This is a genomic window from Cryobacterium algoritolerans, from assembly GCF_004402785.1.
Classification (GTDB): domain Bacteria; phylum Actinomycetota; class Actinomycetes; order Actinomycetales; family Microbacteriaceae; genus Cryobacterium; species Cryobacterium algoritolerans.
On the sequence record NZ_SOFP01000045.1, the window covers coordinates 23,954 to 36,238 of the forward strand.

The 12,285-nt window shown below is 65.4% G+C and carries 14 protein-coding genes and 1 pseudogene; 8 read left to right on the top strand and 7 right to left on the bottom strand.

The window, feature by feature from the left end:
- Positions 1-202: 202 nt before the first annotated feature.
- Positions 203-748, bottom strand: a complete 546-nt coding sequence (locus E3O19_RS08225) for a hypothetical protein (RefSeq protein ID WP_134566857.1) — start codon at positions 746-748, stop codon at positions 203-205.
- A 156-nt stretch (positions 749-904) separates the two neighbouring features.
- On the opposite strand from E3O19_RS08225, the pseudogene E3O19_RS08230 reads away from it, so the two are divergent.
- Positions 905-1,310 (top strand): annotated as a pseudogene (locus E3O19_RS08230) (RidA family protein).
- 25 nt (positions 1,311-1,335) lie between these two features.
- Here E3O19_RS08230 and E3O19_RS08235 read toward each other — a convergent pair.
- Positions 1,336-1,599, bottom strand: coding sequence for a type II toxin-antitoxin system RelE family toxin (locus tag E3O19_RS08235; protein ID WP_134566858.1), 264 nt, complete (start codon positions 1,597-1,599; stop codon positions 1,336-1,338).
- Positions 1,596-1,871, bottom strand: coding sequence for a type II toxin-antitoxin system Phd/YefM family antitoxin (locus E3O19_RS08240; RefSeq protein WP_134566859.1), 276 nt, complete (start codon positions 1,869-1,871; stop codon positions 1,596-1,598). The genes E3O19_RS08235 and E3O19_RS08240 overlap by 4 nt, the downstream gene beginning before the upstream one ends.
- Positions 1,872-2,130: 259 nt before the next feature.
- On the opposite strand from E3O19_RS08240, the gene E3O19_RS08245 reads away from it, so the two are divergent.
- Positions 2,131-3,537, top strand: a complete 1,407-nt coding sequence (locus E3O19_RS08245; protein WP_194087915.1) for a CoA transferase — start codon at positions 2,131-2,133, stop codon at positions 3,535-3,537.
- A gap of 89 nt (positions 3,538-3,626) precedes the next feature.
- Here E3O19_RS08245 and E3O19_RS08250 read toward each other — a convergent pair whose 3' ends face one another.
- The gene (locus E3O19_RS08250; protein WP_134566861.1) at positions 3,627-3,866 is read right to left on the bottom strand and encodes a hypothetical protein; all 240 of its coding nucleotides are present in this window, start codon (positions 3,864-3,866) and stop codon (positions 3,627-3,629) included.
- An 88-nt stretch (positions 3,867-3,954) separates the two neighbouring features.
- Positions 3,955-4,224, bottom strand: a complete 270-nt coding sequence (locus E3O19_RS08255) for a hypothetical protein (protein ID WP_134566862.1) — start codon at positions 4,222-4,224, stop codon at positions 3,955-3,957.
- 499 nt (positions 4,225-4,723) lie between these two features.
- Here E3O19_RS08255 and E3O19_RS08260 point away from each other — a divergent pair, with 499 nt between their 5' ends.
- The 3 genes from E3O19_RS08260 to heR all read left to right on the top strand — a co-directional run bounded on the left by E3O19_RS08260 (position 4,724) and on the right by heR (position 6,920).
- Positions 4,724-5,716: a transposase gene (locus tag E3O19_RS08260; protein ID WP_166804519.1), complete on the top strand. Its 993-nt coding sequence runs from the start codon at positions 4,724-4,726 to the stop codon at positions 5,714-5,716.
- 329 nt (positions 5,717-6,045) lie between these two features.
- Entirely contained in the window at positions 6,046-6,390 is a 345-nt protein-coding gene (locus E3O19_RS18565; protein WP_277613017.1) for a hypothetical protein, read from the top strand.
- The gene (gene heR / locus E3O19_RS18570) at positions 6,360-6,920 is read left to right on the top strand and encodes a heliorhodopsin HeR (RefSeq protein ID WP_277613018.1); all 561 of its coding nucleotides are present in this window, start codon (positions 6,360-6,362) and stop codon (positions 6,918-6,920) included. Before E3O19_RS18565 ends, heR begins: the two co-directional genes overlap by 31 nt.
- Here heR and E3O19_RS08270 read toward each other — a convergent pair.
- Positions 6,882-7,814, bottom strand: coding sequence for an AEC family transporter (locus tag E3O19_RS08270; protein WP_134566864.1), 933 nt, complete (start codon positions 7,812-7,814; stop codon positions 6,882-6,884). The two genes, heR and E3O19_RS08270, sit on opposite strands and share 39 nt — an antisense overlap.
- An 84-nt stretch (positions 7,815-7,898) precedes the next feature.
- Here E3O19_RS08270 and E3O19_RS08275 point away from each other — a divergent pair, with 84 nt between their 5' ends.
- Complete coding sequence (locus E3O19_RS08275; protein ID WP_134566865.1) at positions 7,899-8,714, top strand: alpha/beta fold hydrolase; 816 nt, start codon at positions 7,899-7,901, stop codon at positions 8,712-8,714.
- A 111-nt stretch (positions 8,715-8,825) separates the two neighbouring features.
- Here the strand turns inward: E3O19_RS08275 and E3O19_RS08280 are convergent, their stop codons facing one another.
- On the bottom strand, positions 8,826-9,614 hold the full coding sequence (locus tag E3O19_RS08280; protein WP_134566866.1) for a GntR family transcriptional regulator: 789 nt from the start codon (positions 9,612-9,614) through the stop codon (positions 8,826-8,828).
- A gap of 112 nt (positions 9,615-9,726) precedes the next feature.
- Here E3O19_RS08280 and E3O19_RS08285 point away from each other — a divergent pair, with 112 nt between their 5' ends.
- Positions 9,727-11,133: an MFS transporter gene (locus tag E3O19_RS08285; RefSeq protein ID WP_134566867.1), complete on the top strand. Its 1,407-nt coding sequence runs from the start codon at positions 9,727-9,729 to the stop codon at positions 11,131-11,133.
- Positions 11,134-11,164: 31 nt separating this feature from the next.
- Complete coding sequence (locus tag E3O19_RS08290; protein ID WP_134566868.1) at positions 11,165-12,226, top strand: nucleoside hydrolase; 1,062 nt, start codon at positions 11,165-11,167, stop codon at positions 12,224-12,226.
- Positions 12,227-12,285 lie beyond the last annotated feature (59 nt).

Below are 12,285 nucleotides of genomic sequence, written 5' to 3' on the forward strand. Positions count from 1 at the left end.
AGGACTGGCAGAGCTTCTGCGTCCAACTTTTACCCGGCCGCGGATTGGCGATCTATGAATGAGCACCGGAGACACAGCACGTCGTTTCTGAGTACTCGTCTGCGGTGTCATGCGGTGAGTCTCGCAGGTCTCGCCCCTGCAGACGACGGAATCCCTCCAGCGATTCGTACGGGGTTTCCCCGCGAGTCAGATCGACTTGGACTCACAGGGAGGAGTGCAGTTCTGCGGCTGAGCGGAATGTGCACCGCCATGCCGGTGGCTGCGATCGACCGTAGGCTCCGACGAAGCACGGTCCGATATCGGCAACCGCAGCGAATCCCTCTGGAACGCGGAGTACGAGCAGAGCAAAAACGCGATCGTCAACATGCAGCTGATGCAGCGTCCATACGTCGCGGTTGAGAACTTGATCGCCGAGTTCGGCTGCGCGGCCCATAGCCTCCTCGACGACTTCGATCGACTCGGGCCGTGGCTCTTCCGGCGGGATCGCCGATAGAAACAAGTCCATCACCGCAGTTCGCGCAGCACCCTGAATACTTCCATCCAGAGAGATGCCGGCCCCGTGCGGCATCGGCCGCATCCCTTCACGGTGCATGGTGCGAATGAAGTATTCGAGGTTGGGACTCGGCCGAACCGCCACGGTGGTCTCGAGCCATTCCCCGGCAGGACCGCCCCAAGCAATGACTTCGAGGTCGTCATCGTCCGTCCCGCGAGGTACAAGAGCCGTCGGGCTTCTCTCAGGTGTCGTCACCTCCACAGGTTCGTGCCGGGCCCTAGAGTTTGTCAAGGGCATCGGTTATTCCGAGGAAACACGACGGCAATTGATCTGGGCAAACTGGCCCGCATGACGTTCCCCTGGGGATTGAATCTGGCTGGCCATGCGACGAGTCCTCAAAAACGGTGGGGCATGTCGACAACCGTTTCCCTGATCCGCTCAGCTGAGCTTTCCGACGTGGCGCAGTATGCCTGCGCGGCCACAGCTCCCGCTGAGGCGCGCCTCATCTTCTTCGCCGGCGCCTGCCCGTTGAACCTCGATGGCAGCACGGCTGGAGTCGGAGACTTTGCAGCGCAGGCCGTCAAGGCGATGGGGAACCTAGCCATTGCTCTGAGCGCGGCAGGTGCCCAACTTGATGATGTCCTGAGCACACGAGTTCTCGTCGCATCCTCCAAACAGAGCGACCGTAGCCGCGTGGACGGTCATCCGCGAGGCCTTCGGCCAGCATGACGTACCGAGCACGCCAATGGGCGTCACCGTTCTGGGCTACACGGATCAGCTCGTCGAGATCGAAGCCGTCGCGGCAGTCATCGACTGACAAGACCAGCCCACTAAGCGTTCACTTATCGGGATTCGTATATCTCGCGACGATGTCCGAGTCGGAGGATGAGCACGATTAACAGGTCGTCGTGAATCTCGTAAATGATGCGGTAGTCACCCGTTCGGACCCGCCACTCACCAGAGCCCCCGACGAGTTGGATCGCCTTGGGTGGCCGCGGATCGTCTGCCAAGAGGTCGATCGCTGCTTGAACTCGACGTCGGACCTGCGGATCGACCTTGCGCAGTTGCCGTTCAGCGGCTGGTGCGATCTTCACCGAGTAGGTCATACGAGGCCGAGGTCCACCTTCACCTGTTCCCAAGGAGTCGGTTCGCTTTTCGTGCGACGCATCTCTTCACGTGATTCCTCAGCGGCACGAATATCGGCCATGTCTTCGGCCAATTCGATGAGACGCTCCAAATCGTCGACGTCGATAACAGCCGCGATTCGCCGCCCGCGGCGAGACAAGAAGACCGGCTCGTGCTCGGTGCGAGCGCGGTCGATGATCGATGCGAGCTGGTCGCGTGCATCAGAGACGCTGACGGGAACTGTGGTCGACATGCTTCAATCGTACATTTCACCTACCGGATGTACAAGAGGTCTTCAAATGTACAATTGGCCTCCCGCTGAGGGTTCCCTGAAGGCGCCATCACCGTGAGGGCCTGCCTATCGCCGGCTCTGCCCCACTTGATTCCGTCCCCTGATTGCTCGACCTCATGTCATCAATTGGAATCCGTGCGGTGGGGATAAAATGGGGGCCACCGATGACCGTTTGGCTTCACGCCCACGTGAACGGTCGAGGGTTTGTGGGAGGCAACCGATGGGCACCTTCCTCAACACGTTTCTCTCCGATTCCGCGGAGCTCCCGGAGCTAAGCGATCGCGTTCGTTCAGCCGGACCCGTGCCGCTTGCTTCGCCGCTGCCGGTCGCGGATCTTGCCGCAGACAGCATCGCGGCGACCAAGCTCATGGCTTCGCTGCTGCACCTTGTCCGCACGGGCGAGCCTGATCCGAAGGCGAGCGAAGTTCCGCGGGTGAGCATTGTGCCGCACCTCGTCGCCGGCGCCTACCGGAGTGACCAACTCTTCCGGTGGAACGGGAACACCGCGCCAGCGTGGGCACCCCTGTCCGGTTTCTTCGCCTCGAGCGACGGCTGGGTTCGCACTCACGCCAACTATCCCCACCACGAGTCGGCCTTGCGCTCACTTCTGAGATTGGACGCTTCCGAAACCGCCGAGGCTGTCGCTCACGCGATTTCGCGCCGCAGCGCCCGCGATCTGGAGGATGAGGCCGCAGACTCTAGCGCCGTCATCAGCGAGGTTCGCAGCCCGAGCAGTTGGAGCGGACATCCTCAAGCCCAGACCCTGAAAGCTGAACCCTTCATCAGCCGCGTGCAGCAGGGCGGAGCAGGCCTCCACAGCCTGAGGGCGGCAGACAGCTACGCACCGCTGCGGGGCATCCGTGTGCTCGACTTGACCCGCGTCATCGCCGGGCCGGTGGCCACTCGCTCTCTCGCGTTCTTCGGCGCAGACGTCCTGCGCATCGATAGCCCTGGCATGCCGGAACTCCTCTGGCAGTACCTCGATACCGGGCAAGGGAAGCGTTCCGCGCTCCTTGATCTCGGCTACAAACCGGATCGAGACCGCCTCGAACAGCTACTGAAGGACGCCGCCGTTGTTGTCACGGGATATAGGCCGAACAGCCTCGACCGGTTCGGCCTTTCCCCGGTCGAGCTCCACGAACGCCATCCGGGACTCGTTATCGGCCGGGTGAGCGCGTGGGGGCAAAGCGGCCCCTGGGCCGAGCGCCGGGGATTCGACAGTATCGTCCAGGCAGCCAGCGGCATCGCCCAGATTCACGCTGACGCCACCGGTAGGCCAGGTGCTTTGCCTGCCCAAGCTCTGGATCATTCCGCCGGGTACTTGCTTGCCGCCGGGATCATGTCAGCACTTCGACGTCGGCACCTTGACGGGCACGGGTGGACCGTCGACATTTCGCTGGCACGGGTAGCTCAAGAGCTCCTCGCCCAACCTCACTCCCCGCCAACCGAAGCCGGCCCATCCGAGAGTCGAACCCTGAACGCGGAAACGCCAGGAGGAATCGTCACGTGCGTCGCGCCCGCGATCAGCATCGGCGGCGGCCCAGATAGTTACAGGTGGATCGGTCGCCCGTGGGGAACAGACCAGCCGGAATGGGCCGAGCCACAATCCGCCGCCGTCCACCGATAGGTCCCACCCGATAGTGCGCCACCGGAAGCTGCAACACTACGGAAACCGCCCGCAAGGCGTTCCCTTTCCGGTTGGCGCTGTGTCGAGGGTCAGGGGTCCGTGGTGATGAAGTGGGAGATCGCGGTTTCCAGGCTGGGGAAGTGGGAGTGCTCGACGGGGTCGATGAATTCCATGACTTCATAGATGCCGTGGTGTTTGTCGATGAAGCCGATGAGTGAGAGGGCGTTGTCTTGGGCGATTCGGTTATCGCAGATTCGCCACTCGCGGGAGGACAGCGCATCGACCTGGATGTCGTCTGGTGTTCGGTTCTGCAGTCGGCCGGTGATCATGTCGGTTCCTCTTTTCGGACGCACCTGGCACCGTAGTTGCGGCACCTGTCTGTGATCTTTGGATCCACCCGGAAGTTACCGAGGAGCATCATCCCCAGTCAAGGGCGAGGACCCACCCATCGGCGTCTCGCCTCAGGTCATACCGGTGTTGTTCCTCGCCTCCGCGGGATGCATCTACCCGCCACAGCTCGGTGTCGATCCGGGTCGATGTGCCTGCGTTCTCCCACCAGCTGGTGCGGGTGAACACGGCTTGCGGTTGTCCGATGATGGTGTGCTCGAAGCGGTTCCAGACGAATACGCACGGGTCGCCGTCGGCTGAAAGCTCCACGTCGACGCGGGCGTCAATGACCAGCGGCATGCGTGACTCCCTCACTTTTGCTCGAACGTATATTCGATGTTTAGAAGTGTAGGTTTGGGCCCTGACACTCACAAGGCCTGCCCACGACCCCGAGGTTGCAGACGCATCATCTCCGTCGCATTAGTGGATACGGACGCGGTTGAGTCTTCGCTGACACCGACGAGGGGACAACGAGCCCCGGCCCGTCCCCGGACCCGAATTGCCTGATCCTGGTCGAGCGGATGAACGACGAATTCTGGTGCCCGACTGTGTAGGTCAGCGCCCATTGACTTTGTTGCTTTTCGTCTGGGGGATTGTTCACTGCGTGCCGTTGGCGTCAAGCCGTCGTCACAGTTTCGGCCAAAACTTCTTCCCCCCCCCCCCCCCCCCCCCNCCCCCCCCCCCCCCGCTGCGCTCCTCCATAACTTTTGGCCTGCAACCGTTCCTTGGGGCTTGACCCCGACAGCACTCCATGAAGGCGGGGAAACCGCCGAAAGGCAAAAAAATTGGAGGAGAGAAAATGCTTGAACACACACAGACCCCCGCAGACACAACGGCTCCCGTCGACGTCGAATGGAAGATCCGCCACCTCACCAGCTCGATCCGCAGGCGCGAACGCACCCTCGACTGGGACGGATACGCCACGCCCCACACCCCCGAGAACCCGGCCGTCGTTGCCGCGCGCACCGCCGCCCAGCTCGCCGGGATCGCGGAGCTCCGCACCCGGCTCGCCGTCTCCGCCCTGCTCGCTGACGCCGACGCGATCGATGACGCCGAGGATGCCCGGTTCGGCAAAGACAAACGCGGTGATGAGTTGCCGCCAGAGCTCGCCCGGCGCCAGTCACGCCTGGTCAAACTCGCCCAAGCCCGCGCCGCGTTGGAAGCCGACGCGGCGGCTCGGGCACGGAAAGACGCGGAGAAGAAAGCCCGAGACAAGGGCGACAACGATGAGGGCATCACGGCGAAGGGCGATGATGCGGCCCAGAATGCGATCGTCGCCCCGAAGGCTCAACGCAACTTCACCGACCCGGACGCACGGATCATGAAGACCGCTGACGGGTCCTTCCACTACGCCTACAACGCGCAAGCGATCGTCGATGCGGATCATCAAGTGATCGTCGCGACGACGCTGACGAATATTGGTGTGGATGTGGAACAGGTCGTGCCGCTGGTCGAGAACCTCCACACCACGACCGGTGTCCTGCCGCGCCAGATCTTGGCTGATGCCGGGTATTGTTCAGCAGCAAATCTGACCTACGCCAAAACCTGTGAGACAGTCAGCGGCGGCAGGACCGAGTTCTTCATCGCGACCGGCCAGGTCAAGCATGGCGAGCGTGTTCCCGAGGTTCCCCGAGGCCGAATCCCCGCCAACGCGACGCTCCGGGAACGCATGGCGCGGAAACTGAAGACGAAGAAGGGCCGCGCGGTTTACGCGCGGCGCAAAGCAATCGTGGAGCCCGTGTTCGGTCAGATCCACACCAGGCAAGGCAAATTCGTGCTGCTGCACGGGTAGGAACAAACCGCTCACGAGTGGGACCTGATCGCTGCCTGCCACAACCTGATGAAGCTTCACACCCTGCAAACCAAAGCCCTCCTGGCCACGCAAACCGCACTCACAGCCCGACCGGCAACCTAAAGACCCGGGCGGAACCGCCCTGCCGGGCGGCAGCAACCCCGGCCTGCTGCCGTCAACACGGCACTGGTCGTATTTTCAGTCGGCACGAGAACACTCGCAGACCCGAGGTCCTTGACAACCGACGCCGCAACGCCCGCGCACCCGACGATATGGACCAGCATTTCACGGCCTCAACATCAAAAAGGCGTTACCGACCCACGCTCCCAGTGTCTGCGTCATCCACTCTGGAGGAGTCCCCGCTGGCACGCAAAGTCCGCACCGCTGATCAGGCGATCTCCCGTCTGAGGACCTACAACCTCGTGGCCGGCTCCCTGCACCTGGTGCAGGCCATCGGCTTCGCCTCCGTGCTCACCCTGCTGACCAGCCAGGTCACCTTCGCCGTCACCGCCGACTACCTGGCCGGGCCTCCCGGCGTTCCGTTGCCGGCCGAACGCGTAGTCCTGTTCGACGTCAACGTGGGTGTGGGGGTAGTGGCGTTCCTGGCTTTGTCGGCCCTGTTCCATTTCCTCATCTCATCGCCGTGGTTCTTCCCCGCTACTCGGCCGGATTGAGGAAGAACCGCAATTACTTCCGCTGGGTCGAGTACTCGCTGAGCTCGTCGATCATGATCTGGCTGATCGCGCAGATCACCGGCATCACGGATATCGCGGCGCTGTTCTCGATCTTCGCCGTCAACGCCGCGATGATCATGTTCGGGGCACTGCAGGAGAAGTACGAGACACCCGGCAGCGGCAAGTTCCTCCCGTTCATCCTCGGTTCCGTGGTGGGCGTGGTGCCGTGGATCGTGATCCTCATCTACTTCCTCGCTCCCGGCTCCACCAGTGAGGCGTCGCCGCCGGCCTTCGTCTACGGGATCATCATTTCGCTCTTCCTGTTCTTCAATACCTTCGCCGTCAACCAGGTGCTGCAGTACCGGCAGGTTGGTGGTTGGCGCGACTACCTGCGCGGCGAGCGCGCCTACATCACGCTGAGCCTGGTCGCGAAGTCCGCGCTCGCCTGGCAGGTCTTCTCCGGCGCGATCATCCGGCGGCGGCGCGACGCCTCAGGCTGCGCCTGGGGCCAGCAGCGCCGCGATGAGTAGCAGGGTCGGCACCGACGCCAGGGTCGTGACCAGCACGGTGTCCCGCGTCACCGCGACGCCCCGTTCATACCGGGCGGCGAAGTTGTAGATGTTCTGCGCGGTGGGCAGAGCCGAAATGGTGACCACCCCGAACAACTCCGCGGCGTCGAGCGCGAACACGAACCGGCCGAGCAGGTAGGCGAGCCCCGGCACCACTGCGACCTTGATCACCGCGGCGGTGGCGACCAGCCTGCGCCCGGACCCGGGCCTCAACAGGCGTTCCCCGTGGAGCGACATCCCGAACGCGAGCAGCACCATCGGGATCGCCGCTCCGCCGAGGAGCTCGAGCGGCGCCAGCACCGGGGCGGGCAGCCGCACACCGGTGATCGAGACCAGCACCCCGGCGGCGGAGGCCATGATCATCGGGTTGCGCAAGGGCTGCGTCACGATGGCTCGCACGGACATCCGACCGCTGGTCGACACATCGAGCACCGCCAGGATCATCGGGGCGAGTACGAGCAGTTGCAGCAACAGGATCGGGGCGACGAAGCGAGCACTGCCGAGCACGTAGATGGCCACGGGCAGGCCGATGTTGTTCGCGTTGACGTAGCTGGACGACGCCGCCCCAAGCACGGTCTCGGCGACCGGGGTGTGGAAGAACAGCCGCGCGGCGAGGAGATAGAGTCCGGCACCGAGCAGAACGCTGCAGAGACTGGTCAGGAGGAACGAGGAGAAGAGCACCCGGGCATCCGCGTGGGAGAGCACCGTGAACAGCAGTGCCGGCGTGGCCACGAAGAAGGCGATTCGGTTGAGCACCCTGTGCGCGCCGGCGCCGGCGACTCCGAAGCGCTCGATCAGATAGCCGACCAGGATCACGAAACCGATGATTGAGAACCCGACCAGCACACCACCCATACGACCGAGCCTACGGGGCGGTCGCCAACCGAATAGTCGGCCGGGTCCTTGCGGCCGGAGAAGCCGCCCGCCTACGCTCGAGCCATGCCTCATCTCACCGTTCCAGGCGCGTCGTTATACTACGAGACCGAAGGCCGCGCGGCGGCGCCCGCCCTTCTGCTGCTACACGCCGGCATCGCGAACCTCCGGATGTGGGACCCGCAGATCGCCGCGCTGGCGGCAGGACATTTCGTCATCCGTTTCGACAGCCGCGGTTTCGGTCAGACCACGACCGAGGACGTCGCGTTCTCCAACCGGGCCGACGCCATCGCCGTTCTCGACCACCTCGGGGTGGCCGCGGTAACCCTGGTCGGCTGCTCCCGCGGCGGTTCGATCGCGATCGACGTGGCCCTGGAGCACCCCGACCGGGTGACCGGGCTGGTCACGATCGGGTCCGGCCCGAGCGGTTTCCCGGAGGTTGAGCTCACCGAGGCGGAGGATGCCCTCTTCGACGAACTCGACCTGGCATTCGACGCGAAGGACTGGCACCGACTTGCCAGGCTCGAGGTCGCCCTATGGGCGATCGGGCCTCTTCGGACCGAGGTCGACCTCGACCCGGAGTTCCTGTCAACGGCCTACGCCCTCAATCGGGTGAACGTGGTACACGCCGAGGAGAACCCGCTCCCCATTCCGCTGGAGCCGCCTGCGAGCAACCGGGTGGTCGACATGGAGGTGCCCGCGCTGGTCACGGTCGGCGAATTCGACATCACCCCGGCGTTGGCGCAATACGAATACCTGCTGTCGACCCTGCCGAGAGCGAGCGGCTGCACCTTCCGGAACACCGCGCACTTGCCCAGCGTGGAACGGCCGGCGGAGTTCGAACGGGTGCTCGTGGCCTGGCTGGCCGAGAACGGTCTGTGACCTCAAGTCGATCGCCAAGGGCAGTTCCGCGCTGCGCTGAGGTCCTGCCCCGGCCCGGTCGGCGTGATGTCGACAGGCTCAATCACCGGTGATCGGCTCGAGCACCGGTGATCAGGACTGCGCGGAGTGGCTGATCGTCAGTTGCACGGTGGCCGTGTTGACGAGGGCCTTGGACAGGTAGAACGGGTGTCCCTCGCGTTCGAGGGTCTGGGTGAGGATGAGCACGGGGCTACCGGCGGGAAGCCCGAGCAGCCTGCCGCGGGTCGCACCTGGCACGCCGATCGTGATGTCGGTTTCACCGGGCCCGAAGGTCGGCCCTAGCACCGCGATGAGGGCCGAGAGCACGCTTCGGGCATCCTGCTGCTCGTCGGACACTGCCGCGACGGCGACCGAGCCGAGCCGGTCCAGGCCCGCGCCCGGCAGATGTTCCTGCAGCAGGGCGATCGGCGCGCCGTCGCGGGAGATGACGCTCTCGATGAACCAGGACGGCTCGCCGGGAAGGATCCCAATCAGGTCGGCGGTGAACGCCGGAGAGGAGGGTTGCAGGGCGTTCTGGGTGCGCCGCACCTGCACCGGCTGACCCGTCTCGCCGAGGAGTTCCTCGATCGGGCGGATCTTCGCCAGGCCGAGGTGAGGCAGCCGGTCGGCGACGAATCGGCCGATTCCCCGGCGGCTTCGCACGAAACGGTCCTCTTCTAGGAGCATCAGGGCCTCTCGCACGACCGTGCGGCTGACGCCCATCGCGGTGCCGAGTTCGGTCTCCGACGGCAGGAGAGACGCGATCGGTAGCGTGCCGTTGCGGATGGCCTCGGTGATGCGCGAGTACACGGCCACCCGAAGCGGAATCCCGCCGGTGCTCTCGAGCGGCCCGGCCAGGGCCGCCTCCGTGCGTCTATCCATTCGTCTCCCCCGGTTGCAAATGAGTATACCGTGCGGATCTGGTGCACATGTATAACATGCATGTACACTTGGCGTATCGACCTTGTGGTTGCTCCAACGAAGGAGTTCGTTCATGCTCGTGCTTTCCCCCGAAGCGATCCTGGCACCGGTCCGGGCACGGGCTCCCCGTTGCACCGGGGTGTTGATCGGCACTCTGGTGCTGGCCATCCTCACCTTCCAGCTGAACGCCACCCTTCTCTCCGCCGCCCTGCCCGCGATCGGGGTTCAGCTCGGCGAGAGCATGCAGGATGTCGCCCGGGTGCAATCGACCTTCTTCCTCGCCGGCGCCGTATTCGGCATGGTCTTCTCCCGTTGGAGTGATTTTCTCGGCCGCAAACGTAGCCTGGTGATCGTGCTCACGATGCTCCTGGTCGGAACCGTCGTCTGCGTGCTCGCCCCCAGCCTCCCGATGCTGCTCGTCGGCCGGGTGCTGCAGGGTGCGGCCAGCGCCACCTTCACGATCTCCTTCCTCCTGCTCTCCGAGCGACTGGACTCCCGCCTGTTCGGGATCGCGGTCGGCATCATCACCTCGGTCAATGGCGGCCTGTTCGGGGTCGATGGCCTCCTCGGCGGCCTGGTGACCGACACGATCGGCTGGCGGTTCCTGTTCGTCATCACCCTCGCTCTGGGCCTGATCGCGATCGTCTGCGTTTCCCTGTTCGTGCCGCAGGACGAGCCGCGGAACCGGGCCGGGTCGATGGACTGGTGGGGCGCCGGCATCCTCTCCCTCTTCCTGGTCTCGATCACCAGCCTGATCTCACAGGCCTCCTCGGCCGGCTGGTCCGACCCGCTGACGCTCGCTTACCTGGGCGGAACCCTCGTCACGGCCGTCGCCTTCGTCATGGTCGAGAATCGCATCGCTCGCCCCCTGATCCCGATCCGCGCCCTGCGTTCCCGGCAGGTATGGCCGCTCCTGGCCAGCACCATCCTGACCATGGCGGGAGCGTACTCAGCACTCAACTTCACGGTCATCATGCTCAGCCAGGACCGGCAGGTCGGCTACGGCCTGAACGCGTCGATGTCCGCGCTGCTCTACCTCTCCCCCACCGCACTGTTCGGTGTCACCGCGGCGATCTTCTCCGGCTGGCTGGCCGTGCGGATCGGCTGGATCACCTCTCTCCGGTTGAGCAGCGGCCTGATCGCGCTGGTCGCCGTCGCTCTCGCCGTGTTCACCCTGGACCGTTGGGCCGTCTTCGGCCTGCTCATCGTGATGGGGATCTGCTACCTCGGCCTGTTCCAGAGTGCGGTCAACGGGGTCTCGGTGCTGAACTCCCCTCCTGAGGCCCGCGGGGCCCTGCCCGGCCTCAACGGCGCCTGCTTCGGGATCGGGATCGGCGCCGGCATCGCCCTGGTCGCGCCCGTGGTGGCGACGGCCTCCGCCGCGGGCTACCAGGGTGCACTCTGGATCTCCGCCCTGCTGACCGCGGGGTCCTTCCTCGCCTCCCTGATCCTGCGCGCCGCCGTGAGGACCGGCGCATGACCCCTCGACCCCAGAACTGGATGGTTCATCGATGAACACCCACCCGACGCCCGTCACCCCGATCTACCTCGACTGCGACACCGGGGTCGGCGACGCGCTGGCGCTCGCCTACCTGCTCGCGACGCCCGGCATCCGCCTGACCGGGATCGGCACCGTGGCCGGCGCCGTCACCGCGGCCGTCGCCGCCGCCAACACCCTGAACCTGCTCGCCACGGCCGGCCGCGACGACATCCCCGTCGGCGTTGGCGGATACGATCCGCTCGACGCTCCGCGGCACGGGGCCCCCGCGCACAAGACGAACGGGCACGGCAAGAACGGGATCGGCGACGTGCTGCTTCCCCGCTCGCGTCGGCACCCCGTCGACGAGAGCGCCACAGAGCTCCTGATCCGGCTCGCGCACGAGCACCCAGGCGAGCTCGAGATCATCGCCACCGGACCGCTGACGAACCTGGCCGAGGCTCTCTACCTCGACCCAGAGCTGCCCCGACTGGTTCGCCGTGTGACGGTCAGGGGCGGCGCCGTGTTCGTGCCGGGCAACGCCGGCACGTTCGCCGAGGCGAACATCGCCGCCAATCCCGAGGCCGCCGCGGACGTGTTCGCGGCCAGCTGGCCGGTGACCCTGGTTCCGCTCGATGTGACCCAGGCGCACTCGTTCGACGAGACCCACCGCCGCGCGCTGGCCGCAGCCGATGGTCTCACCCAACAGGCGCTGGCCCACATGCTCGGCACCTGCTTCACCTATTATGCGAAGCACTTCAGCACCCGGCGAATGTACCCGCACGACTGCGTGAGCGCGGCGTTCGCCACCGGCGACCTGGAACCGGAACGGATGCCGACGCTCCGCATCGGAGTCGACGTGACCACCGGTCCGCGCCGGGGGCAGACCTACTTCGCCCGGGTGGACGGGGCGGTGAACGCCGACGTGCGAAACGGACAGAACCCGCACGAGGCCCGGGTGCTGCTGTCCTTGCGGCGGGACGCCGCTCCGCGACTGCTCGAGCGGATCCTCGCACTCGCCGCGGCGCCGTCCGCGGTGGAGCCCGCGGTGGAGCCCGTATATGCCGCCGGCCTGTCCGAATCGGTGGCCGCCTGAGCGGTGCGGTCGCACCGCGGCAGGCGACCGGCGAGTCGCTTGCAGAGTCGGCTTGCAGA

Excerpts from the sequence above, each read along its gene's own strand:
- E3O19_RS08235 (WP_134566858.1), bottom strand. The coding sequence starts at position 1,599 with ATGACCTACTCGGTGAAGATCGCACCAGCCGCTGAACGGCAACTGCGC.
- E3O19_RS08240 (WP_134566859.1), bottom strand. The coding sequence starts at position 1,871 with ATGTCGACCACAGTTCCCGTCAGCGTCTCTGATGCACGCGACCAGCTC.
- E3O19_RS08245 (WP_194087915.1), top strand. The coding sequence starts at position 2,131 with ATGGGCACCTTCCTCAACACGTTTCTCTCCGATTCCGCGGAGCTCCCG.
- E3O19_RS08250 (WP_134566861.1), bottom strand. The coding sequence starts at position 3,866 with ATGATCACCGGCCGACTGCAGAACCGAACACCAGACGACATCCAGGTC.
- E3O19_RS08255 (WP_134566862.1), bottom strand. The coding sequence starts at position 4,224 with ATGCCGCTGGTCATTGACGCCCGCGTCGACGTGGAGCTTTCAGCCGAC.
- E3O19_RS08260 (WP_166804519.1), top strand. The coding sequence starts at position 4,724 with ATGCTTGAACACACACAGACCCCCGCAGACACAACGGCTCCCGTCGAC.
- E3O19_RS08270 (WP_134566864.1), bottom strand. The coding sequence starts at position 7,814 with ATGGGTGGTGTGCTGGTCGGGTTCTCAATCATCGGTTTCGTGATCCTG.
- E3O19_RS08275 (WP_134566865.1), top strand. The coding sequence starts at position 7,899 with ATGCCTCATCTCACCGTTCCAGGCGCGTCGTTATACTACGAGACCGAA.
- E3O19_RS08280 (WP_134566866.1), bottom strand. The coding sequence starts at position 9,614 with ATGGATAGACGCACGGAGGCGGCCCTGGCCGGGCCGCTCGAGAGCACC.
- E3O19_RS08285 (WP_134566867.1), top strand. The coding sequence starts at position 9,727 with ATGCTCGTGCTTTCCCCCGAAGCGATCCTGGCACCGGTCCGGGCACGG.
- E3O19_RS08290 (WP_134566868.1), top strand. The coding sequence starts at position 11,165 with ATGAACACCCACCCGACGCCCGTCACCCCGATCTACCTCGACTGCGAC.